Genomic DNA, 22,015 nt, shown 5'->3' on the forward strand with positions numbered 1-22,015 from the left:
GCTCGTGCTGTGCGTCAGCCTTGTGCCATGGGCATGCCCGGCGTGTTGCACCACTCGCTCCAGCTGCCCGGGTAGAGCTTCGCGCGGCCCAGGCCGGCGATTTCCATGGCGATCAGGTTCGGCACGGCGCTCACGCCACTGCCGCAGTGGTGCACCACGGTGGAGGGATCTCGTCCGGCCAGCAGGCGTTCGAACTCGGCGCGCAACTCGGCCGCCGGCTTGAAGCGGCCGTCGGGCGCGGCGTTGTCGCTGAAGGGGCGGTTGAGTGCGCCAGGGATGTGTCCCGCCACCGGGTCGAGGGGTTCGGTCTCTCCCCGGAAACGTGCGCCTGCACGGGCGTCGACGAGGGTCATGGCGGGCCGCCCGATCGCAGCCGCAATCTCGGCGGTGGACACCGTGTGTACCAGCGGTTCGCGCAGCTCGAAGGCGGCTGGCGTGGGCGTGGCGCCGGGCCCGCTCTCCACGGCGCCGCCGGCGGCCTTCCAGGCGGCCAGGCCACCGTCGAGCACGGCCACAGCGTCGTGGCCGCACCACTTGAGCATCCACCACAGGCGGCCACTGGTGGCGATGGCCTGGCGGTCGAGCACGACGGCCTGCATGTGGCTGCCCAGGCCGAGCGCGCCCATTCGGGCGGCGAAGGTGGCACGTGAGGGCAGGGGATGGCGGCTGCCGCTGGCGCGGTCGGTACCCACCTTGTCGCTCAGATGGTGCTCCAGGTGCACGTGGATGGAGCCGGGGATGTGCTCGGTCTCGAACTGCACCAGGCCGGCCCCGGGGTTCATCAGTTCGTGGGTGCAGTCGAGGATGCGCAGGGGCTGGCCCCCGGCGATGAGCTGCTGCAGTTCGTGGGCGGAGATCAGGGTCGTGTGCATGCGTCCATTGTGGGGCAGTTGCTTGTCAATGCTCTTCGGCGGGCGCATTCGGCACCGTGCGCGTGCGCAGCACCGTGGCGGTAATGCCGCTGGCGATGATCAGTGCCATGCCCAGCCAGCCGACCAGGGGCAACTGGTCACCGAAGAAGACGATGCCGTAGACACCGGCGATCACGATGCCGAAGTACTGCAGGTTGGCCACCACCATGGTCGCGCCGCGTGAGTAGGCGCGCGTCATGCAGAGCTGGCCGAAGAGCGCCAGCAGGCCGATGGGCAGCAGCCACAGCGCGCTGGGCCAATGCCACGGGCTTGCCCCGGTGAACAGCATGCCCAGTCCACCCGCCAGCACCGCGCCCACGCAGAAATAGAACACCGTGCGGCTCTCCGGTTCGCCGGCCTTGGAGAGTGCGGCCACCTGGAGGTAGGCGAACGCCGCGAAGATGCCCGAGAGCAGGCCCACCAGCGCACCGACGACCTGGTCGTCGGCGAGCGTGGGGCGCAGCATCATCGCCACGCCCGCGAAACCCGCCAGGACGGTGAGGAACAGCGGGCCTTGCTGCCGGATCGGCGCATTGCGGCCCTGCATCAACACCGACCCGCCCAGCAGGAAAGCGGCGATCCACACGCTGCTCATGTAGTTGAGCGTCATGGCCGTGGCCAGGGGCAGCGCGGCGATGGCGAAAAACCAGGCGGTCAGTGAGATCGTGCCGACGATGCTGCGCCAGACATGCATCATGGGCACGCTGGTTCGCATGGACACCCCTTGCACCCTGGCGATGCCGAGCAGGAACACCATGCCCACCAGGCCGCGGTAGAAAACGATCTCGAAGCTGTTGAAGTGGCTGGACGCGAACTTGATGCACACGCCCATGGACGCGAAGAAGAACGAGGCGAGCAGCATCCACAGGGCCTGCATGGTTCAGGCTCCTGTGGTGAAAGAGTGGTGCACAGGCCGGCGGATGGCGTCAACCCTGGACGGCGTCCGCCATCTGGCGGCGGTACCACTCGTGGAAGTGCTGCATGCCGTCCTCCATCGGGCTCTGGTAGGGGCCGACTTCGTTGTCGCCACGCGCGAGCAGCGCCTTGCGGCCAGCGTCCATGCGCTCGGCGATCTCGTCGTCCTCGACGCAAGTCTCCATGTACGCTGCGCGCTGGGCCTCGACGAATTCGCGCTCGAAGGCCGCGATTTCCTCGGGGTAGTAGAACTCGACCATGTTGAGGGTCTTGTCCACGCTGACGGGGTACAGCGTCGAGACCGTGAGCACATGCGGATACCACTCCACCATGATGTGGGGGTAGTAGGTGAGCCAGATGGCACCGTGCTCGGGCATCCTGCCCTGGCGGTAGTTCATCAGTTGCTCGTGCCAGCGTTGATACACCGGGCTGCCCGCATTGCCCATGAGGTTGGCGGGGCCGACGGTCTGCACCGAGTACTCGCGCTTGAATTCCCAGCGCAGGTCTTCACACGTGACGAATCCACCCAGACCAGGATGGAACGGGGCGACGTGGTAGTCCTCCAGGTAGACCTCGATGAAAGTCTTCCAGTTGTAGTTGCACTCGTGCAACTCCACGTGGTCGAGCACCATGCCCTCGAAGTCGAGCGCCGCACGCGGTCCCATGTTCGAGAGGTCTGCCTGCACGTCGCGACCGTTGTCCTCGAAGAGGAGCCCGTTCCACTCGCGCAGCGCGTAGTTGTTGAGGTTGAGGCAGGGGTCCTGCTCGAAGTGCGGCGCCCCGAGCAGGCGTCCCGCCTGCTCGCCGTGCGTGCCACTGTAGGTCCAGCGGTGCAGGGGGCATACGATGTTGCCGCCGGCGTGCCCGGTGCGGGTCTCGCCCAGGTTGCCACGGCCCTTGAGCATCACCGCCTGGCGGTGGCGGCACACGTTGGACACGAGTTCCACGCCCTTGTCCGTGCGCACGAGCGCGCGGCCCCCGGCTTCCTGCGGCAAGGCGTGGTAGTCCCCGACATTGGGAACCGAAAGTTGGTGCCCCACATACCGGGGCCCGCGCTGGAAGAGTGTTTCCTTTTCGCGCTGGAACAGCGCCTCGCTGAAGTAGCTGGAAACCGGAAGTTGGCTTGCGGCCTGCTGCAGTTGAAGACTTAAATCAGACATGGTGGTCCTGACCTAGAGACTCCCCCTATGAAGGGGCAGGGTAAGCGCTGTGCTCGTCAGACGAATTCGCGCGGGATGGGTGGGTGGTGCGTCCCTCCGGACAGGAGCTGTCCGTAGTGAAGAAGAGTGGGAGAAAAAAAGAACGCGAATTGTACCCCGGGGGGCAATACCCCTGCCGGGCATAAAATGCCGGTTTCAAAAGGCCTTTTTCAGCACCTCTCCGGGCAGGCCGATGCCGCCCGCTCACCCGCGGCGAAGCCAGTCCGCGGTATGCAAAAAGGCCTCATACACTGAACCATGCCCACACCTCCCTCTCCCCGTGCATCCCGCGCGGCCCCACCCTCTCCTCCGCCAGCCAGCTACGAGGCGGCGCTGGAAGAACTGGAGCAACTGGTGGCTCAGCTCGATGCCGGGCAACTGCCGCTGGACCAGTTGCTCGCGCACTACCAACGGGGTGCTGAGCTGCTCGCGTTCTGCCGTTCGCGGCTGGAAGACGTGGAAAACCAGATCAAGGTGCTCGAAGGCGGCGCGCTCAAACCCTGGGACTCTGCTTGAACGCCGTGCTTTCGCTTTCCGATACCAACGATTTCGTGGCCTGGCGCCAGGCGCGGCAAGACGCCGTGGAGCGCGCGCTGGAACGCTGGGTGCCTGCCAATGCCCCTGCGGGCCTGGGCGATGCCATGCAGTATGCCGTGCTGGACGGTGGAAAACGCCTGCGCCCACTGCTGGTGCTGGCCACCAGCGAAGCCGTCGGCGGCCATGCTGCCGCGGCCATGCGGGCGGCCTGTGCGGTCGAACTGATCCACGCCTATTCGCTGGTGCACGATGACATGCCCTGCATGGACAACGACGTGCTGCGCCGGGGCAAGCCCACGGTGCACGTGCGTTTTGGACAGGCGCAGGCCCTGCTGGCGGGCGATGCACTGCAGGCCCTGGCCTTCGAGCTGCTGGTGCCTGGCGATGGCAGCATGAGCGATGCCATGAGCGCGCGCCTGTGCCGCCTGCTGGCCCTGGCGGCTGGGGCCGATGGCATGGCCGGCGGGCAGGCTGTCGACCTGGCCAGCGTGGGAGTCGCGCTCGACCAGCCCTCGCTGGAAGCCATGCACCGCCGCAAGACCGGCGCCCTGCTGCAGGCCAGCGTGACGATGGGCGCGGCCACTGGCTCGGCATCGCCGCAGACACTGGCCTTGCTCGCCGAGTACGGCGCGTGCGTGGGCCTGGCCTTCCAGGTGGTGGACGACATCCTCGATGTGACGGCCGACTCTGCCACCCTGGGCAAGACCGCCGGCAAGGACGCGGCGGCCGACAAGCCCACTTTCGTTTCCCTGATGGGTCTGGCCCAGGCGCAGGCCTATGCCGATCGCGTGCTGGCCCAGGCCCACGACACCCTTCGCCGCTCCGGCCTCGACCATGCTGACACCCTGCACGCCCTGGCCGACTGGGTGGGACGGCGTGCGTCCTGACGCCTTGAAGAGAAGTCGATTTCCATGACACAAGCGCCAACGCCCATGAGTTCCCTGCTGTCGACCATCGATTCTCCGGCCGACCTGCGGCGCCTCTCGCGCTCGCAGCTACCGCAACTGGCCGATGAACTGCGGGCCTTCCTCCTGGCCAGCGTGGCCCGCACGGGCGGCCACCTCAGCTCCAACCTCGGCACCGTGGAGCTCACGGTGGCGCTGCACCATGTCTTCAACACACCTGAAGACCGCCTGGTCTGGGACGTGGGCCACCAGACCTACCCGCACAAGATCCTCACCGGCCGGCGAGACCAGATGGGCACGTTGCGGCAGTTCGGCGGCATCAGTGGCTTCCCGCGTCGCAGCGAGAGCGAGTACGACACCTTCGGCACGGCGCACTCGTCCACCAGCATCTCGGCCGCGCTCGGCATGGCACTCGCGTCCAAGCTCAAGGGGGAAGAGCGCAAATCCATCGCCATCATCGGTGACGGTGCGATGACGGCGGGCATGGCCTTCGAGGCGCTGAACAACGCCGGGGTGGCCGATGGCCGCCTGCTGGTAGTGCTCAATGACAACGACATGTCGATCTCACCGCCCGTGGGTGCGCTCAACCGCTACCTCGCCCAGCTCATGAGCGGGCAGTTCTATGCCGCTGCCAAGAACGTGGGCAAGCAGGTGCTCAAAGGTGCCCCGCCGCTGTTCGAGCTGGCCAAGCGTTTCGAGGAACACGCCAAGGGCATGGTCGTGCCGGCGACGCTGTTCGAGAAATTCGGCTTCAACTACATCGGCCCGATCGACGGGCACGATCTGGAGTCGCTCATCCCGACGCTGGAGAACATCCGCCACCTGCTCGACACCGACAGCGGTCCGCAGTTCCTGCATGTGGTCACCAGGAAGGGCCAGGGCTACAAGCTCGCCGAGGCAGACCCCGTGGCCTACCACGGCCCGGGCACCTTCGACCCCGCGGTGGGCCTCACCAAGCCGACCACACCGCCCAGGACCACCTTCACCCAGGTGTTCGGCAAATGGCTGTGCGACATGGCCGAGGCCGATGCCCGACTGGTCGGCATCACGCCCGCGATGCGAGAGGGCTCGGGCATGGTCGAGTTCGAACGCCGGTTCCCCGATCGCTATTTCGACGTGGGCATCGCCGAGCAGCACGCCGTGACCTTCGCGGCCGGCCTGGCCTGTGAAGGGCTCAAGCCGGTGGTGGCGATCTATTCCACTTTCCTGCAGCGCGCGTACGACCAGCTCATCCACGATGTGGCGCTGCAGAACCTGCCAGTGGTGTTCGCGCTCGACCGTGCCGGGCTCGTCGGCGCCGACGGGGCCACGCATGCCGGTGCCTACGACATCGCCTACCTGCGCTGCATTCCCAACATGGCAGTGGCATGCCCGGCCGATGAAGCCGAGTGCCGGCAACTGCTCAGCACCGCCTTCGCGCAGAACCAGCCGGTGGCGGTCCGCTATCCGCGCGGTGCAGGTGCGGGTGTGGAACAGCCTGCGGGGCTCGAAGGCCTGCCTTTCGGCCGGGGCGAGCTGCGCCGCAAGGGCCGCGGTGTCGCCATCCTGGCTTTCGGCACCTTGCTCCAGCCCTCGCTGGTGGCCGGCGAGAAGCTGGGGGCCAGCGTGGCCAACATGCGCTGGGTCAAGCCGCTCGACGCCGAGCTGCTGTTCGAGATGGCGCGCACGCACGACGCGCTCGTGACGGTCGAGGAGGGTTGTATCCAGGGGGGCGCGGGCGCGGCCGTGCTTGAGGCCCTGCAGGCCGAGGGCCTGACCCTGCCGGTGCTGCAGCTCGGCCTGCGGGATGAGTTCATCGAACATGGCGATCCGGCGCGGCTGCTGGCCATGGAAGGCCTGGATGCCGAGGGCATTACGCGTTCGATCCAGCAACGTTTCGGCGATCTGCTCGAGGGCGGAGCGGCAGGCCTCAAGGTCGTTGCCTGAGCGCCAGCGCCAGGCAGTGATGCACAGCTTGCGCGCGGCTGCGCAATTTGCCGCGTTGCCGGTGTGAAAGCGCCCGCTTCGAGGGAAAACCCGCAAGGAGACAGGGGGGGCGGTCTTCCTACAATCCATGTCATCCATCCCGTCGAGGCTGTGCCGTACAGCCTCCGGGGTGGCTCAAACTTTCAACGTGGAGTCAATCAAGATGGATCGTCGTTCTCTCATCAAGCACGCGGGTATCGCTGGGGTGCTTGCCGCAGGCGCAGCGCCTGCCGTTCACGCGCAGGCCGCCATCCGCTGGCGCCTGGCTTCCAGCTTCCCCAAGTCGCTGGACACCATCTTTGGTACCGCCGAGGTGTTTGCCAAGAAGGTCAGCGAAATGACCAGCGGCAAGTTCCAGATTTCCGTGCACGCAGGTGGTGAGCTGATGCCCGCCTTCGGCGTGGTCGACGGTGTGCAGACCGAAGCCGTGGAAATGGCCCACACCGCGCCTTACTACTTCTACGGCAAGGATCCGACGTTCTGCCTGGGTTGCGCCGTGCCCTTTGGCATGAACGCCCGCCAGATGACCGCCTGGATGTACCAGGGCAACGGCCTCAAGCTGATGCGCGATTTCTACGCCAAGTACAACATCATCAACCTGCCCGGCGGCAACACCGGTGCCCAGATGGGTGGCTGGTTCCGCAAGGAAATCAAGTCGGTGGCCGATCTCAAGGGCCTGAAATTCCGCACCAACCCCTTCGCGGGCAAGGTGCTGGAACCCTTTGGTGTGGTGCCGCAGTCCATTCCGGGTGCGGACCTGTATCCCGCGCTGGAAAAGGGCACGATCGATGCGCTCGAGTGGGTCGGCCCGTACGACGACCAGAAACTGGGCTTCAACAAGATTGCGCCGTTCTATTACTACCCTGGCTGGTGGGAAGGTGGCCCGCAGCTGGACTTCTACATCAACAGCAAGGCCTGGGGTGCGTTGCCTGCGGAGTACAAGGCCGTGGTGGAGGCGGCCGCTTCGCACGCCCACGTGTCCATGCTGGCCAAGTACGACGGACTCAATCCCACGGCTCTCAAGCAGATGGTGGGTTCGGGCACCAAGCTGCGACCGTTCACGCAGGACGTGATGAACGCCGCCTTCAAGTCGGCACGCCAGATCTATTCCGATCTGAGCAAGAGCAACCCCGAGTGGAAGAAAGTCTACGAAGACTACGCCAAGTTCCTGGCCGACCAGAACGCCTGGTTCCGCTTCACGGAAGGCACCTTCGACCGTTTCATGCAGCAACAGAAACTGTAAGCGTCTCCTCGGACGTTTCTGCCCCAACAAAAAGCCCGTCGGTATCGGCGGGCTTTTTTTTCTGGGGGTTTTCTTCGTATCACGCAGCGGACGCGGAGGCTGGCGAACGGGCCAGATTGCCCTGATGGTCCACCACCTGAGCGGCAAACGCCATCAGGAGTTCGGCGTCAGCCGCATGAAACCAGGTGATGCCTCCCAAGCGCCGCCGCACCAGCAGGCGGGGCGAGACGACGGCCTGCAGGGAGCGCAGGTAGACCAGCTTGAACGAAGCGACGTCTTGCGCTTTCACGCGCTTGTCCCACAGCCAGGTCTGGACTATCTCATCGCCTTCCAGGCGGGTGCGGCTGAAGACGATCCACCACGCCACCCAGGCGATGAGCACGGCGGCCAGCACCAATGTGGCCCCGCCAGCGAAAGACCACTGCGCCGTGCGGAGCTCGGGCAGCGCGCGCCATGCGTAAAAGGCCAGCGCGGCCACGAGCGCCACCGCGATCACCCGCAGGGAAAACGGGTAGGCGGGGCACTCGCGGGTGGCGGGCTCCGTCATTGTGCCGGGCGCTCGGCACCTTCGGCAGGCGCTGCGGGCGCTTCAGGCTGGTTGCCGAAGGGGTTCTCCATATTGATGTCGCTGCTGCTTTCTTCATCGGCTGGCATCTCCAGCTGCACCTTGTCGAGGTCGACTTCGACTTCCTTGTCGAGGAACACGGTCACCGTCTGAGGGAAGAAGATGACGATGGCCACGAGCAGGAGCTGCATCACCACCCAGGGAATGGCGCCCATGTAGATGTCGGCCGACTTGACCGGCTTGGTGATGCGCTTCTCCTTGAACAGGGTGTCCGCGATGCCGCGCAGGTAGAACAGCGCGAAGCCGAAGGGCGGGTGCATGAAGCTGGTCTGCATGTTCACGCACAGCAGCACGCCGAACCACACCAGGTCGATGCCCAGCTTGTGCGCCACCGGGCCGAGCAGCGGCAAGATGATGAACGCGATCTCGAAGAAGTCGAGGAAGAACGCCAGGAAGAAGATGAAGATGTTCACCACGATCAGGAAACCGACTTGGCCACCTGGCAGGTCGCTGAGCAGGTGCTCGATCCAGATCGCCCCATCGACCCCCTGGAAGACCAGCGAGAACACGCGCGAGCCGATCAGGATGAAGACCACCATGGCGGTCAGCCGCATCGTGCCGTGCATGGCGTTCCAGAGCAGCGTCCAGTTCAGGCGCTTGTGCAGGGCGGCCAGCACCAGCGAGCCCACCGCCCCCATGGCACCGGCTTCGGTCGGCGTTGCGATGGCGTGGTCCATGAAAGGCAGACCGCCCATGGAGCCGAGCACCGCGAAGATCAGGATGGCCGAGGGGATGATGCCGCGCAGGCACTTGCGCCAGAGCGCCCAGCCGTGCAGGGTGCGCGCCGATGTCGGCAGGCCCGGCACCATCTGCGGACGCACGCGGCCCAGCAGGAAGGTGTAAGCCGCGAAGATCAGCACCTGCAGGATCGCGGGGCCCCAGGCGCCCTTGTACATGTCACCCACCGAGCGACCGAGCTGGTCCGCCATGATGATCAGCACCAGCGAGGGCGGCACCAGCTGCGTGATCGTGCCCGAGGCGGCCAGCACGCCCGTGGCGTACCGCATGTTGTAGCCGTAGCGCATCATGATGGGCAGCGAGATCATCGCCATGGCGATCACCTGACCAGCCACGGTGCCCGTGATGGCACCGAGGATGAACCCCACGATGATGACCGAGTAGCCCAGGCCGCCGCGCACGGGGCCGAAGAGCTGGCCCATCGAGTCCAGCATGTCTTCGGCCAGACCGCATTTCTCGAGTACCGCCCCCATGAAGGTGAAGAATGGAATGGCGAGCAGCAGGTCGTTCGACAGGATGCCGAACATGTTGATGGGCAGGTTGGCCATGAAGTTGACCGGGAACCAGCCCATTTCGATGGCGAAGAAACCGCAGAAGAGACCCAGCGCGGCCAGTGAGAAGGCCACTGGGAAGCCGATCAGCATGATCACGATCAGCCCCGTGAACATGATCGGCGCGAAGTTTTCCATTTGCATTCTGGTACGTCCTGAGAGGTCGGTGGTTCTGCGTCGGGCTTATTGCACCGGCTTCTCGTAATGCGTGTCCATCTGGTAGATGCCACGCAGGTAGGCCACACGCTTGACGATTTCAGCGAGTCCCTGGACGAACATCGCACCGAATCCCAGAGGCAGCAGCAAAGCCGCCGGCCAGCGGATGAGGCCGCCGATGTTGCCCGACATCTCCTTGGTGACGTACATGTTCCAGAAGAACGGCCAGGTGAGCCAGGTCAGCAAACCCATCACCGGCAGCAGGAAGAACACGAGGCCGAAGAGGTCGACCCACACCGGACCTTTGCCGGGCAGGCGACCGTAGAAGATGTCCACGCGCACGTGTTCATTGAGCTTGAGGACGAGGGGGGCCCCGAGCATCACGATGGTGCCGAAGAGGTACCACTGGATCTCGAGCCAGGCGTTGGAACTGATGTCGAGACCGTAGCGGATGAAGGCGTTGCCGGCGGAAATCAGCGCCGCCAGCAAGACTGCCCACGCGGCGATCCGGGACAGGCGCTCGGCGATCCAGTCGACCGCCTGGGCCAGTTTGAGCAGGTTGGACATGGGGATTGAGAGGGATGAGGATCGGCGCGAATGCGCCCATCGGGACAGAGAAGCGATGTTAACTGCCGGGCCTGGGGAGTGGGCCGTGGGAGCGACAGAAACGGGAGCCGGAAGCCTAGTGGGTTTCCCTTACATCCCGCTGGCTCTGGGTCGTGTGTGCGACAGCGGCGACAATGCCGCCTGCCCATTTCTTACCTTTCGCCTGGAAATACCGCATGAAACTGGATGTCCGCGTCCTCGATCCCCGCATGGCCGATCAACTGCCCCGCTACGCCACGCCCGGCAGCGCCGGCCTTGATCTGCGAGCCTGTCTAGATGCGCCGCTTGTTCTGGCGCCGAATGCCTGGCAACTCGTGCCGACCGGCCTCGCGATCCATCTCGGCGACCCCGGCTACGCCGCCATGATCCTGCCGCGCTCGGGGTTGGGGCACAAGCACGGCATCGTGCTGGGCAATCTGGTCGGCCTGATCGACAGCGACTACCAGGGGCAGCTCATGGTGAGCGCCTGGAACCGCAGCGACGTGGCCTTCTCCATCGAGCCAATGGAGCGCATTGCGCAGATGGTCATCGTGCCTGTCGTGCAGGCGGAGTTCAATATCGTGGACGACTTCGCGACCGCCAGCGAGCGCGGCGCGGGGGGATACGGCTCGACCGGCCGGGGCTGAGCCGGCCTGCTGCTTTCAGTGCAGCGTGCGGGGACCGGGCGGCGTGATGCCCGGGCCTTGCAACTCATCAGGGGCGTCCACCTGCATGCGGAAAAAGCCTGTGCCCAGCGTGCCCTTGCCGACCTCGTTTTCCTCGGCTTCACGCACCGAGTGCACTTTCAGGCGGATGCGCAGCGCGATACCGGCCAGGGGATGGTTGCCGTCGAGCACCACGTGCTCAGGGTAGATATCGCTGACGAAATACAGGCGGTCCTTGGGCGCGGAAGGGTTGCTGCCGGGTGGCAGACCCTCGAAGCCCATGCCTTCCTCGAGTTCGTCGGGGAAGAGGTGGCGCGGCTCCAGGAACAGCAGGCGGTCGTCGTAGTCGCCGAAGGCGTCGGCCGGTTCAAGATGCAGCTCGATCGTGTCGCCGGCCGAATGGTTCAGCAAGGCTTCCTCGATCTTGGCCAGGAGGTCGCTGCCACCCACCAGGAACTCGACGGGCTCGTCGAGCACATCGAGCTCCTCTCCCAGCGTGTCCTTGAGGGTCCAGGTCAGCGCCACCACGCATTGTTGGTTGATTTTCATCCGACAATTGTCCCATGCCCCCTGCTTTTCCTTCCAGCCCCCCCGCTTTGTCGGCGCCCGCGCCCGATGTCCCCTGCCATCTGCTCGGTGGCCTCTCCCCGGCGCAGTTCATGCGCCGGCACTGGCAGAAGAAGCCGCTGCTCATCCGCAACGCGATACCCGGGTTCGCTCCCTTGCTCAGCCGGCAGCAGCTGTTCGGCATGGCGGCCGAAGAGGCGGTCGAATCCAGGCTCATCGTACGCAAACCCAACGGCTGGACGTTGAAGCACGGGCCGCTGGCGCGCACGCAATTGCCCCCGCTCAAGCAGGCTGGCTGGACCCTTCTGGTTCAGGGCGTGGACCAGCACCTGGACGCTGCACATGAACTTTTGCAGCGCTTCCGCTTTGTGCCCGACGCGCGGCTCGACGACCTCATGATCTCCTGGGCCAGCGACAGCGGTGGCGTGGGCCCGCACTTCGACAGCTACGATGTGTTTCTGCTGCAGGCCACGGGCCAGCGGCGCTGGCGCATCGGACGGCAGAAGGATCTTTCGCTGCAGCCGGATGTGCCGCTGAAGATCCTCAGCCACTTCGAGCCCGAGGAGGAACACCTGCTCAACCCTGGCGACATGCTCTACCTGCCGCCGCGCTGGGCGCACGATGGCGACGCGGTGGGCGCCGACTGCTCCACGTATTCCATCGGTTTTCGCGCACCGCAGCGCGGGGGCCTGGCTGGCGAACTGTTGCAGCGCATGGCCGATGAGCTCGACGACGACACGCTCTTTCGCGATCCGTCGCAACCCGCCACCGCCCATCCCGCCGCCATGCCCGCCGCTCTGGAAGCCTTCGCGGTCGACGCCTTGCAGCGCCTGCTGGCCGAGCGCCAGTCGCTCGCTTGTGCCCTGGGCGAAGTCATGACCGAACCCAAGCCGCGCATCTGGTTCGACGAGCCCGAGGTCGACTGGTTGCCTGGCGCCTTGCGGCTGGACCGGCGCACGCGCATGATGTACGACGAACGCCACATTTTCATCAATGGCGAGAGTTTTCGGGCTGGTGGCGCGGACGCGCGGCTCATGCAGGAGCTGGCTGACCGACGCAGGCTGGATGAGCGGCAGGTTCTGCGCGCCAGCGCGGGTGCGCAGGCCTTGTTGCAGGACTGGTTTGATGCCGGTTGGCTGCATCGCATGGTGCCCGGCTGATCCCGGCCCGCCTCGCCGCATCAGGAGACCGCATGTCCGAGCCTGTGGAAACCCCGCCGAACGCATCGCCCGTGTTGCCGGAGGGGCGGCTTTCCGGTCGCACGGTGTTCGTGGGACTGCTGCGCCAAGCTTTTGCCGCTGCCGCCTCGGAGGGCTGGGACCGCATCCTGCTGTGCGACCCTGACTTTGCAGACTGGCCACTCGGTGAGCGCGAGGTGATCGCTTCGCTCAACGCCTGGGCGTCACGGGGCCGCACCATCCACTTTCTGGCACGAGACTACCGCGTGCTGCGCCAGACGCACCCACGCCTGGTGCAATGGCGAACCACCTGGTCACACCTGGTGGAGGCGCTAGCCTGTGCCAGCGCTTCGGTGGACGAGCTGCCCAGCATGTTCTGGTCGCCGGCATGGACCCTGCAGCGCCTGGACCCGGTGCGCTGCACGATGGTGGCCAGCCGCGCAGCGGAGCGCAGGGTGACGATGCAGGAGCAATGGCAGCAGTGGTCGCTCAAGGCGACGCCCGCTTTCCCGGCTTCCACCCTGGGGCTGTGACGCGTTCGCCCGCCGCAATGAAAAGGCCGCCCGAGGGCGGCCTTTCTTCTGGTCAGTGTTCTGTCACTTCAGGTCGTCGGCCAGCAGTTTGGCAATGCGCTGGGCCGAGGCGGAACTGTCGGGTCGGCCCTGGCTGTCGAGCACCGCGACGGTGGTCTTGTTGTCGACACTGCGCACCGAGACGCGATAGCGCTCGGTTGCCGCTTCGGTCTTGGAGGCTCCGAACATCCGGGCAAAGAAGCCGGGGTCCTTGGCGTCCGTGACGGGCTCCACCCAGCGCACGTAGTACATGCCCTGGCTGCGGTTGCGGTCCTCGACGGTGAAGCCGGTGCGGTCCAGCGACAGGCCCACGCGGCGCCAGGCGCGATCGAAGTTGTCGTCAAACTCCACTGCAGGCGCGCCGTTCACAACGACGACTTTGGCCGCAGCCTGCACGGGCTGGCTGGCGGTCACGGCCCTGGCCTGTGCTTCCGCCACGCCGAGCTTGACCATCAGGCGGCGCAGGAATTCGGTTTCCAGCTCCACGTCGGCCGGGCGGGGTTGCCACACGGTCTGGTCCTTTTCCTTGGTGGAGTAGACCTCCACCATGCCGCGGTGGCTGATGTAGATCTCGGTACCGCCGTTGGCCGTGCGTTCGAAGCGCGTGCGGAAGCGGTCGCGTTCGCCAGTGGAATACAGGCTGTCGAACACCCGGCCGATAGTCGAGCGGATGATGTCCTGCGGAATCTTGGCACGGTTCTCGGCCCAGTCGGTCTCCATGATGCCCAGGGCTTCCTGGTCGACGTCCAGCAGGAAGCCGTTCTCCTGCCAGAAGTCGCGCACCGGGGCCCAGAGCTTGTCGGCGGGGCGGTCCACCACCAGCCAGCGCTGGGTGCCAGCGCGCTCGATGCGAACGTCGCCCACCGTGGTGGCCGCGGTGGTGGCTGCCGTGGCCTGCGCCGGCTGCGCGGTTTCGTAGCCGCTGGCCGTCACCACACCGCCCGGCACGTTGTAGCGCGAGTCGCGGCTGAGCTGGCTCAGGTCGGGTGGCACATCGAGCGTGGTGCCGCGCTTCGCGCTCTTGTAGTCGATCTTGTCTTCCTGGAGCATCGAGCAGCCCGAGACCACAAGGGCCGCGGCGGCCAGCAGGCCCAGGCGGGTCAGGAGGCCGGCACCGGAGACCGGGGTGCGCAGGGTTGGGGACAGGATTCGGTTAAACATGAATGGAGCTCTGTAGGAACGGAAAGAGGGGCGCGGCGGGCCGCGTCAGGAAAGAAGGCCGGCCTGCTTGAGCGCGCCTTCGACCACGGGCTCCAGGGCGCGCGTCATGGGCGTCATGGGCAGCCGCATGGCTTCGCTGCACAGCCCCATGCGGGCCATGGCCCACTTCAGCGGAATGGGGTTGGCTTCAACGAACAGGTTCTTGTGCACGGGCATCAGCTGGAACTGGATGGCCATGGCGCGCTTCACGTCACCGGCGACCGCTGCCACGCAGAGTTCGTGCATGAGGCGTGGGGCGATGTTGGCGGTGACGCTGATGTTGCCCTGGCCGCCGCACAGCATGAGCGCCACAGCGGTCGGGTCGTCGCCCGAGTAGACCGAGAAGCCCTTGGGCACATCGCGGATCAGCCACTGCGCACGTTCGATGTTGCCGGTGGCTTCCTTGATGCCGACGATACCGGGCACTTGCGCCAGACGCAGCACGGTGTCGTGCGCCATGTCGGCCACGGTACGGCCAGGTACGTTGTACAGCACCGTGGGAAGGTCCCCGACGGCTTCGGCAATGGCCTTGAAGTGCTGGTACTGGCCCTCTTGCGTCGGCTTGTTGTAGTAAGGCACGACCTGCAGCTGGCAGTCGGCGCCCACGCGCTGGGCGAATCGGGCGAGCTCGATGGCTTCGGCCGTGGAGTTGGCGCCGCAGCCGGCCATGATGGGCACGCGCCTGGCACCGTGGGTCTTGGCCTGTTCGACCGAGACGCGGATGATTTCGCAGTGTTCCTCGACGTTGACCGTGGGCGACTCGCCTGTGGTGCCGACCACGCCAATGCAGTCGGTGCCTTCGGTGATGTGCCAGTCGATCAGTTTGCGCAGCGTGGGGTAATCGACGCTGCCGTCTTCATGCATGGGCGTGACCAGGGCCACGATGCTGCCGGTGATGGGGTTCATAGGCTAAAGGATCAATTGGGCGCGTCCGCCATGCATCGCCCCGAAAGGGCGGGCAGCGCGCGCGAATCTTGCATTCTACCCAGTGGCATCCAGTGGATACCTGGGGGGCGGCACGGGTGTTCCGGGCCGTTTTCGTACCGCCGCCAGGCGCTGTACGAAGCGTTCAGGGCGGTCGCAGAATCCATCTTCATAGGCCACCACCTGCAGACCCCGGCTGGCCTGCAAAAGTTCGCCGGGCTGCAGCAGAAAGTCGGGCCGTGACGGTTTGCCGACGCTTTCGTTGCCAGCGGCAAAGGTCTCGTAGAGAAGCACCCCACCTTCGGCCACACTGCTCACGATGGTGGGCAACAAGGCGCGCCAGAGGTAGTTGGTGACAATCACCGCATCGAAGCGCTCACCCTCGAAAGGCCAGGGTCCGTTTTCGATATCCGCCAGCACCGCGCGGCCCAGTGGCCGCACCACCTCGACCGCTTCGGGCGAGCGGTCGACGCCAGTGACGCTGTGACCGCGCTGCGCGAACCAGTGCATGTGCCGGCCGTGGCCACACGCCACGTCAAGCACCGAACCGCCTGCGGGTACCAGGTGCGACCATCGCTGTACCCATGCCGAGGCGGTTTCCGTGCCATGCATCAGAAGCAGCTCCAGAGCTGGTCGGCCAGGCGGACCAGGAAGTCAGGCCGGTGATAGAGCGCGAACGTGGCGAGCAGGGCCGCGATCGCCACAGACCAGGCCAGTGCACGCACGGCCACGGGCCTCACGCCGCGGCTCCCACGCGTTGCGGCGCGCGCTCGATCGGCGTCTCGCGCACCGGCAGGTTGACCAGCCCGGCGAAGACACCCAGGGCGATCGAGAGGTACCAGACGATGTCGTAGCTGCCTGTCTTGTCGTACAGCACACCACCCAGCCACACGCCGAGGAAACTGCCGATCTGGTGGCTGAAGAAGATGAAACCACCCAACATGGACATGTGGGCCACACCGAAGATCTGCGCCACCACCGCGTTGGTGGGTGGCACGGTGGAGAGCCACAGCATGCCCATCACGGCGGCGAACACATACACGCTCATGGGCGACAGCGGCACCAGCAGGAAGACCGTGATGACGGCGGCTCGCGCGAAGTAGATGAACGCCAGGATGTGCCGCTTGGCCAGGCGTTGACCGAGCACCCCGGCGGCATAGGTGCCGACCACATTGAACAGGCCGATCAGGGCCAGCGCATAGCTGGCCACCTGCGGCGAGAGACCGTTGTCCTTCAGGTAGCTGGGCATGTGCACGCCAATGAACACCACCTGGAAGCCGCAGACGAAATAGCCCGCCATGAGCAGCTGGAAGCTGCGGTAGCGGAAGGCCTCGCGCAGCGCCTGTGCGATGGTCTGCTCCCGCTTCACGGGCACCCCGCTGCCAAAACCGGGTTCGCGCAGGCCCATCGCCAGTGGCACGATCAGCAGCACGACCAAGCCCAGCACCAGCAGGGCCTGCTGCCAGCCGAAATCGTTGATGAGCCAGCCTTCCACCGGCACCATGAGGAACTGGCCGAACGAGCCGGCCGCCGCGGCCACGCCCATGGCCCATGAGCGCTTTTCGGCCGGGATCTGGCGACCAATCACGCCGTAGACCACGGCATAGGTGGTGCCGGCCTGGGCCGCGCCGATCAGCACGCCGGTGGTCAGCGCGAAGGTGAGCGGCGTCGTGGTCAAGGCCATGCCGGCCAGGCCCAGGCCGTACAGCACGGCGCCACCGATCAGCACGCGCGAGGCGCCAAAGCGGTCTGCCACCATGCCGGCGAAGATGCCGAAAACACCCCAGGACAGGTTCTGCACCGCGAGCGCGAAGGCAAAGTTCTCGCGCGTCCAGCCCTGTGCCTGAGTGATGGGCTGCAGCCACAGACCAAAGCCATGGCGGATGCCCATGGACAGGGTGACGATCAAGGCGCCACAGGCCAGCACCTGCAGGGTGGACAGGCGGGGCGGATGGGCAAGGGTGGGGGTGGAAGACATCCGGGAAATGTAGCGAAGAAGGGGGCGTCCTGCGTGTCTCGGCCAGGGCTCGCTGGCTTGAAATTTTGCCCCGCCACTGATGAATCCCATGCATCGCTCCGGGTCAGGTCTGCAAAAGTCTGTATTTGCATACAGTTTTCGGGGCATACAATCCGCCCCCATGGCGACCCAAACACCCAACGAATACTCCGAAGGCTCGATCCGCGTCCTCAAGGGGCTGGAGCCGGTCAAGCAGCGGCCGGGTATGTACACCCGCACCGACAACCCGCTGCACATCATCCAGGAAGTGCTGGACAACGCGGCGGACGAGGCCCTGGCCGGGCATGGCAAGAAGATCAAGGTCACGCTGCACGCCGACCAATCCGTCAGCGTCGAGGACGACGGCCGCGGCATCCCGTTCGGCCTGCACCCCGAGGAAAAGGCGCCCGTGGTCGAGCTCGTGTTCACCCGGCTGCACGCAGGCGGCAAGTTCGACAAGGGCAAGGGTGGCGCCTACAGTTTCTCCGGCGGCCTGCACGGGGTGGGCGTGAGCGTGACCAACGCGTTGGCCACCCGCCTGGAAGTCACCAGCTTCCGCGACGGCCAGGTGGCGCGCATCGCCTTCCAGGGCGGCGACGTGGTCGAACCGCTGGTGACCAGCCCCAAGGGGGCAGACGACCGCAAGCAGGGCACCACGGTGCGCGCCTGGCCCGACGCGAAGTACTTCGAGTCCGCCGCGCTGCCCATGGGCGAGCTGACCCACCTGCTGCGCAGCAAGGCGGTGCTGATGCCCGGCGTCAGCGTGACGCTGATCAACGAGAAGACGAAGGACACGCAGACCTGGCTCTACAAGGGTGGCCTGCGCGATTACCTGCAGCAGACGCTCACGGGCGACCCGGTGATCCCCCTGTTCGAGGGTGAGGGCTTTGCCGACGGCGGGCACGACAGCTTTGCCGAAGGCGAAGGCGCGGCCTGGTGTGTCGGCTTCACCGAAGACGGCCAGCCGGTGCGCGAAAGCTATGTGAACCTGATTCCCACCAGCGCGGGCGGTACGCACGACAGCGGCCTGCGCGACGGCCTGTTCCAGGCGGTCAAGAGCTTCATCGAATTGCACGCGCTGTTGCCCAAAGGCGTGAAGCTGCTGCCCGAAGATGTGTTCGCACGCGCCAGCTACGTGCTCAGCGCCAAGGTGCTCGACCCGCAGTTCCAGGGGCAGATCAAGGAACGTCTGAATTCGCGTGATGCCGTGCGCCTGGTGGGCAGCTTCGTGCGCCCGGCGCTGGAGCTCTGGCTCAACCAGCATGTTGACTACGGGAAGAAGCTCGCCGAGCTCGCCATCAAGGCCGCGCAGTCGCGCCAGAAGGCGGGCCAGAAAGTCGAGAAGCGCAAGGGCTCCGGCGTGGCCGTGCTGCCCGGCAAGCTGACCGATTGCGAAAGCCGCGACCTGTCGCACAACGAGGTGTTCCTGGTCGAGGGCGATTCGGCCGGTGGCAGCGCCAAGATGGGCCGGGACAAGGAAAGCCAGGCCGTGCTGCCGCTGCGCGGCAAGGTGCTCAACACCTGGGAAGTCGAGCGCGACCGCCTGTTCGCCAACACCGAGATTCACGACATCGCGGTCGCCATCGGCGTGGACCCGCACGGCCCGAACGACTCGCCCGACCTCAGTGGTCTGCGTTACGGCAAGGTCTGCATCCTGTCGGACGCCGACGTCGACGGCTCGCACATCCAGGTGCTGCTGCTCACGCTGTTCTTCCGCCACTTTCCCAAGCTCATCGAGGCCGGCCGCGTGTTCGTGGCGCGTCCGCCGCTGTTCCGCGTGGACATTCCCGCGCGTGGCAAGAAACCGGCCGCGAAACAGTACGCGCTGGATGAGGGTGAGCTGCACGCCATTCTCGACAAGACCGCCAAGGACGGCGTGGCGCCCGAGAAATGCCAGATCAGCCGCTTCAAGGGCCTGGGCGAGATGAGTGCCGAACAACTCTGGGACACCACCCTCAACCCCGACACGCGCCGCCTGATGCCCGTGGTGCTCGGTGCCATCGATTTCGCTGGCACCGAAGCGCTCATCACCAAGCTCATGGGCAAGGGCGAAGCCGCCTCGCGCCGCGAGCTCATGGAGTTGCACGGCGACTCGGTGGAAATCGATATCTAGTTGAACGCCCCCCGCGCCGCTTCGCGTCAACCCTCCGGGGCGACACGTGCAGACCCGCAAAGCCGGATCTGCGTGTCCTTGACCGAATCGTCGCCTTGAATGAAGAACTGATCTGCCATGACGGAAACCCCTGAACTGCCGCTGTCCGAGCCGGACGACGGTGGCATGAACCTCGCGAACTACGCGCAGCGCGCGTACCTGGAATACGCGCTCTCTGTCGTGAAAGGCCGTGCCTTGCCCGATGTGTGCGATGGCCAGAAGCCCGTGCAGCGCCGCATCCTCTACAGCATGGACCGCATGGGCCTGGGCTTCAGCGGCCCCAACCGCAACACCGCTGCGCGCCCCGTGAAGAGCGCTCGCGTGGTCGGTGACGTGCTCGGCCGCTTCCACCCGCACGGCGACCAGGCCGCATACGACGCGCTGGTGCGCATGGCGCAGGACTTCGCGCAGCGCTACCCGTTGATCGATGGTCAGGGCAACTTCGGTTCGCGCGATGGCGACGGCGCGGCCGCCATGCGCTACACCGAGGCGCGCTTGGCGAAGATCACCACCCTGCTGCTCGACGAAATCGACGAGGGCACGGTGGATTTCGTGCCCAACTACGACGGCTCCACCGTCGAGCCGAAACAGTTGCCGGCGCGTCTGCCGTTCAACCTGCTCAACGGCGCCAGTGGCATTGCCGTGGGCCTGGCCACCGAGATCCCCAGCCACAACCTGCGCGAGGTGGCCGATGCCTGCGTCGCGCTGGTGAAGAACCCGAAGCTGGCCGACGACGAGCTGTTCGCGCTGCTGCCCGGTCCCGACTACCCGGGGGGAGGCCAGATCATCAGCCCGGCGGGTGACATTGCCGACGCCTACCGCACGGGCCGCGGCAGCCTCAAGGTGCGTGCGCGCTGGAAGATCGAGGAACTCGCGCGCGGCCAGTGGCAGCTCGTGGTGACCGAACTGCCGCCGGGTGTGAGCACGCAGCGCGTCCTGGAGGAAATCGAGGAGCTCACCAACCCCAAGGTGAAAGCTGGCAAGAAGGCGCTCACGCAGGAGCAGACGCAGCTCAAGGCCAGCGTCCTCATGGTGCTCGACGGTGTGCGCGACGAGTCGAGCAAGGATGCACCCGTGCGCCTGCTGTTCGAACCCAAGAGCAGCCGCATCGAGCAGCAGGAACTCATCACCACGCTGCTGGCGCACACCAGCCTGGAAACCTCGGCGCCGATCAACCTCACCATGGTGGGGCTGGACGGCCGGCCCACCCAGAAATCGCTGCGGCAGATGCTGGCCGAGTGGATCGAATTCCGCCAGGGCACCATCACCCGCCGCTCGCAGCACCGCCTGAACAAGGTGCTGGACCGCATCCACATTCTCGAAGGCCGGCAGCTGGTGCTGCTGAACATCGACGAGGTGATCCACATCATCCGCAACAGCGACGAGCCCAAGGCCGCGCTGATCGAGCGTTTCAGGCTGAGCGATCGCCAGGCCGAGGACATCCTGGAAATCCGGCTGCGCCAGTTGGCCAGGCTGGAAGCGATCAAGATTGAACAGGAGCTCAAGGAACTGCGCGAGGAGCAGGGCAAACTCGAAGACATCCTTGCCAACCCGGGCAGTCTCAAACGCCTGATGGTGAAAGAGATCGAGGCCGACGCGAAGACCTTCGCCGACCCGCGTCGCACGCTCATCCAGGCCGAGAAAAAGGCCGTGGCCGAGATCAAGGTGGTGGACGAACCGGTGACGGTCGTGATCTCCAGCAAGGGCTGGGTGCGCGCCCGCACCGGCCATGGCCACGAGGCAGGCAGCTTCGCGTTCAAGGCCGGCGATGGCCTGTACGGCACGTTCGAATGCCGCACGGTCGACACGCTCATCACCTTCGGCAGCAATGGCCGCGTGTACTCGGTCCCGGTGGCCAGCCTGCCCGGTGCGCGCGGCGATGGCCAGCCCATTACCACGCTGATCGATCTGGAGAGTGGCACGCAGCCGCTGCACTACTTCGCCGGCCCGGCCAACGCGGCATTGCTGCTGAGCAGCTCGGGTGGCTACGGGTTCCTCGCGACGGTCGAGAACATGGTATCGCGTCAGCGCGGTGGCAAGACCTTCCTCAACCTCGGCGAAGGCGAAACGCCTTGCGCGCCATCGCACGCGGCCTTCACGTCGAGCGGTCAGCCGCTGGCGCCGGCCACGCACGTCTGCTGCGCGTCCACCGGCGGGCGCATCCTCACCTTCGAGATCAGCGAACTCAAGATGATGGAGAAGGGGGGCCGTGGCCTGATGCTGATCGACCTCGAACCCAAGGATGCCCTCGCCGGTGCCGCGGCCTATACCCGCAGCGTGAAGATCGAAGGCATCGGGCGCGGTGGCAAGGAGCGCGAGGAAACGCTGGAGATCCGCAGCCTCAACAACGCGCGCGCGGCGCGTGCGCGCAAGGGCAAGGCGGCGGACCTGGGCTTCAAGCCCAATCGCATCACCCGGGTCGAGTGAGGCT

Annotated in this window: 21 protein-coding genes; 9 read left to right on the forward strand and 12 right to left on the reverse strand. The window is 65.9% G+C overall.

Going from position 1 to position 22,015, the window contains the following annotated elements:
- Positions 1 to 14: 14 nt before the first annotated feature.
- Genes J2X09_RS08130 through J2X09_RS08140 form a run of 3 tightly spaced genes read right to left on the reverse strand, consistent with a single transcriptional unit; the run spans position 15 to position 2,986 of the window.
- Positions 15 to 872 carry a sulfurtransferase gene (locus J2X09_RS08130; RefSeq protein WP_204732246.1) on the reverse strand — a complete coding sequence of 286 codons (858 nt, stop codon included), beginning with the start codon at positions 870 to 872 and terminating at the stop codon, positions 15 to 17.
- A gap of 25 nt (positions 873 to 897) precedes the next feature.
- Positions 898 to 1,788: a DMT family transporter gene (locus tag J2X09_RS08135; protein ID WP_204732245.1), complete on the reverse strand. Its 891-nt coding sequence runs from the start codon at positions 1,786 to 1,788 to the stop codon at positions 898 to 900.
- Between the two features lie 49 nt (positions 1,789 to 1,837).
- Complete coding sequence (locus J2X09_RS08140; RefSeq protein ID WP_204732244.1) at positions 1,838 to 2,986, reverse strand: aromatic ring-hydroxylating oxygenase subunit alpha; 1,149 nt, start codon at positions 2,984 to 2,986, stop codon at positions 1,838 to 1,840.
- A gap of 297 nt (positions 2,987 to 3,283) precedes the next feature.
- Between J2X09_RS08140 and J2X09_RS08145 the strand changes: the two genes are divergently transcribed.
- The 4 genes from J2X09_RS08145 to J2X09_RS08160 all read left to right on the forward strand — a co-directional run bounded on the left by J2X09_RS08145 (position 3,284) and on the right by J2X09_RS08160 (position 7,675).
- Positions 3,284 to 3,541 (forward strand): exodeoxyribonuclease VII small subunit, encoded by a 258-nt coding sequence (locus J2X09_RS08145; protein ID WP_204732243.1) that lies wholly within the window; start codon positions 3,284 to 3,286, stop codon positions 3,539 to 3,541.
- The gene (locus tag J2X09_RS08150) at positions 3,538 to 4,449 is read left to right on the forward strand and encodes a polyprenyl synthetase family protein (RefSeq protein ID WP_374726487.1); all 912 of its coding nucleotides are present in this window, start codon (positions 3,538 to 3,540) and stop codon (positions 4,447 to 4,449) included. Before J2X09_RS08145 ends, J2X09_RS08150 begins: the two co-directional genes overlap by 4 nt.
- A gap of 45 nt (positions 4,450 to 4,494) precedes the next feature.
- On the forward strand, positions 4,495 to 6,393 hold the full coding sequence (gene dxs, locus J2X09_RS08155; protein WP_204732526.1) for a 1-deoxy-D-xylulose-5-phosphate synthase: 1,899 nt from the start codon (positions 4,495 to 4,497) through the stop codon (positions 6,391 to 6,393).
- A gap of 202 nt (positions 6,394 to 6,595) precedes the next feature.
- Positions 6,596 to 7,675 carry a TRAP transporter substrate-binding protein gene (locus J2X09_RS08160; RefSeq protein ID WP_204732242.1) on the forward strand — a complete coding sequence of 360 codons (1,080 nt, stop codon included), beginning with the start codon at positions 6,596 to 6,598 and terminating at the stop codon, positions 7,673 to 7,675.
- A 79-nt stretch (positions 7,676 to 7,754) separates the two neighbouring features.
- Here the strand turns inward: J2X09_RS08160 and J2X09_RS08165 are convergent, their stop codons facing one another.
- Genes J2X09_RS08165 through J2X09_RS08175 form a run of 3 tightly spaced genes read right to left on the reverse strand, consistent with a single transcriptional unit; the run spans position 7,755 to position 10,312 of the window.
- On the reverse strand, positions 7,755 to 8,222 hold the full coding sequence (locus J2X09_RS08165; RefSeq protein WP_204732241.1) for a hypothetical protein: 468 nt from the start codon (positions 8,220 to 8,222) through the stop codon (positions 7,755 to 7,757).
- A complete protein-coding gene (locus J2X09_RS08170; RefSeq protein ID WP_204732240.1) occupies positions 8,219 to 9,733 on the reverse strand; it encodes a TRAP transporter large permease in 1,515 nt (504 codons plus the stop codon). Before J2X09_RS08170 ends, J2X09_RS08165 begins: the two co-directional genes overlap by 4 nt.
- 39 nt (positions 9,734 to 9,772) lie before the next feature.
- Positions 9,773 to 10,312, reverse strand: coding sequence for a TRAP transporter small permease subunit (locus J2X09_RS08175; protein ID WP_204732239.1), 540 nt, complete (start codon positions 10,310 to 10,312; stop codon positions 9,773 to 9,775).
- Positions 10,313 to 10,527: 215 nt separating this feature from the next.
- On the opposite strand from J2X09_RS08175, the gene dut reads away from it, so the two are divergent.
- Positions 10,528 to 10,977 (forward strand): dUTP diphosphatase, encoded by a 450-nt coding sequence (dut, locus tag J2X09_RS08180; RefSeq protein ID WP_204732238.1) that lies wholly within the window; start codon positions 10,528 to 10,530, stop codon positions 10,975 to 10,977.
- 15 nt (positions 10,978 to 10,992) lie between these two features.
- Here dut and J2X09_RS08185 read toward each other — a convergent pair whose 3' ends face one another.
- On the reverse strand, positions 10,993 to 11,544 hold the full coding sequence (locus J2X09_RS08185) for an FKBP-type peptidyl-prolyl cis-trans isomerase (protein WP_204732237.1): 552 nt from the start codon (positions 11,542 to 11,544) through the stop codon (positions 10,993 to 10,995).
- A gap of 14 nt (positions 11,545 to 11,558) precedes the next feature.
- Between J2X09_RS08185 and J2X09_RS08190 the strand changes: the two genes are divergently transcribed.
- Together J2X09_RS08190 and J2X09_RS08195 are read left to right on the forward strand one after the other, a co-directional pair.
- On the forward strand, positions 11,559 to 12,722 hold the full coding sequence (locus J2X09_RS08190) for a JmjC domain-containing protein (protein WP_204732236.1): 1,164 nt from the start codon (positions 11,559 to 11,561) through the stop codon (positions 12,720 to 12,722).
- A 32-nt stretch (positions 12,723 to 12,754) separates the two neighbouring features.
- Positions 12,755 to 13,273 (forward strand): hypothetical protein, encoded by a 519-nt coding sequence (locus J2X09_RS08195; RefSeq protein ID WP_204732235.1) that lies wholly within the window; start codon positions 12,755 to 12,757, stop codon positions 13,271 to 13,273.
- A gap of 63 nt (positions 13,274 to 13,336) precedes the next feature.
- Here the strand turns inward: J2X09_RS08195 and bamC are convergent, their stop codons facing one another.
- From bamC to J2X09_RS08220, 5 genes are all read right to left on the reverse strand, one after another.
- Complete coding sequence (bamC, locus tag J2X09_RS08200; protein WP_204732234.1) at positions 13,337 to 14,473, reverse strand: NlpB/DapX family lipoprotein; 1,137 nt, start codon at positions 14,471 to 14,473, stop codon at positions 13,337 to 13,339.
- Between the two features lie 45 nt (positions 14,474 to 14,518).
- On the reverse strand, positions 14,519 to 15,418 hold the full coding sequence (gene dapA / locus J2X09_RS08205; RefSeq protein ID WP_204732233.1) for a 4-hydroxy-tetrahydrodipicolinate synthase: 900 nt from the start codon (positions 15,416 to 15,418) through the stop codon (positions 14,519 to 14,521).
- Between the two features lie 75 nt (positions 15,419 to 15,493).
- Positions 15,494 to 16,048 (reverse strand): class I SAM-dependent methyltransferase, encoded by a 555-nt coding sequence (locus J2X09_RS08210; RefSeq protein WP_204732232.1) that lies wholly within the window; start codon positions 16,046 to 16,048, stop codon positions 15,494 to 15,496.
- The gene (locus J2X09_RS08215; RefSeq protein WP_310307954.1) at positions 16,048 to 16,176 is read right to left on the reverse strand and encodes a hypothetical protein; all 129 of its coding nucleotides are present in this window, start codon (positions 16,174 to 16,176) and stop codon (positions 16,048 to 16,050) included. The genes J2X09_RS08210 and J2X09_RS08215 overlap by 1 nt, the downstream gene beginning before the upstream one ends.
- A complete protein-coding gene (locus J2X09_RS08220; protein WP_204732231.1) occupies positions 16,173 to 17,414 on the reverse strand; it encodes an MFS transporter in 1,242 nt (413 codons plus the stop codon). The genes J2X09_RS08215 and J2X09_RS08220 overlap by 4 nt, the downstream gene beginning before the upstream one ends.
- Positions 17,415 to 17,574: 160 nt before the next feature.
- Between J2X09_RS08220 and J2X09_RS08225 the strand changes: the two genes are divergently transcribed.
- Positions 17,575 to 19,545: a DNA topoisomerase IV subunit B gene (locus J2X09_RS08225; protein WP_204732230.1), complete on the forward strand. Its 1,971-nt coding sequence runs from the start codon at positions 17,575 to 17,577 to the stop codon at positions 19,543 to 19,545.
- Positions 19,546 to 19,662: 117 nt separating this feature from the next.
- Positions 19,663 to 22,011, forward strand: a complete 2,349-nt coding sequence (gene parC / locus J2X09_RS08230; protein ID WP_204732229.1) for a DNA topoisomerase IV subunit A — start codon at positions 19,663 to 19,665, stop codon at positions 22,009 to 22,011.
- Positions 22,012 to 22,015 lie beyond the last annotated feature (4 nt).

The organism is Hydrogenophaga laconesensis (assembly GCF_031457235.1).
Classification (GTDB): Bacteria; Pseudomonadota; Gammaproteobacteria; order Burkholderiales; family Burkholderiaceae_C; genus Hydrogenophaga; species Hydrogenophaga laconesensis.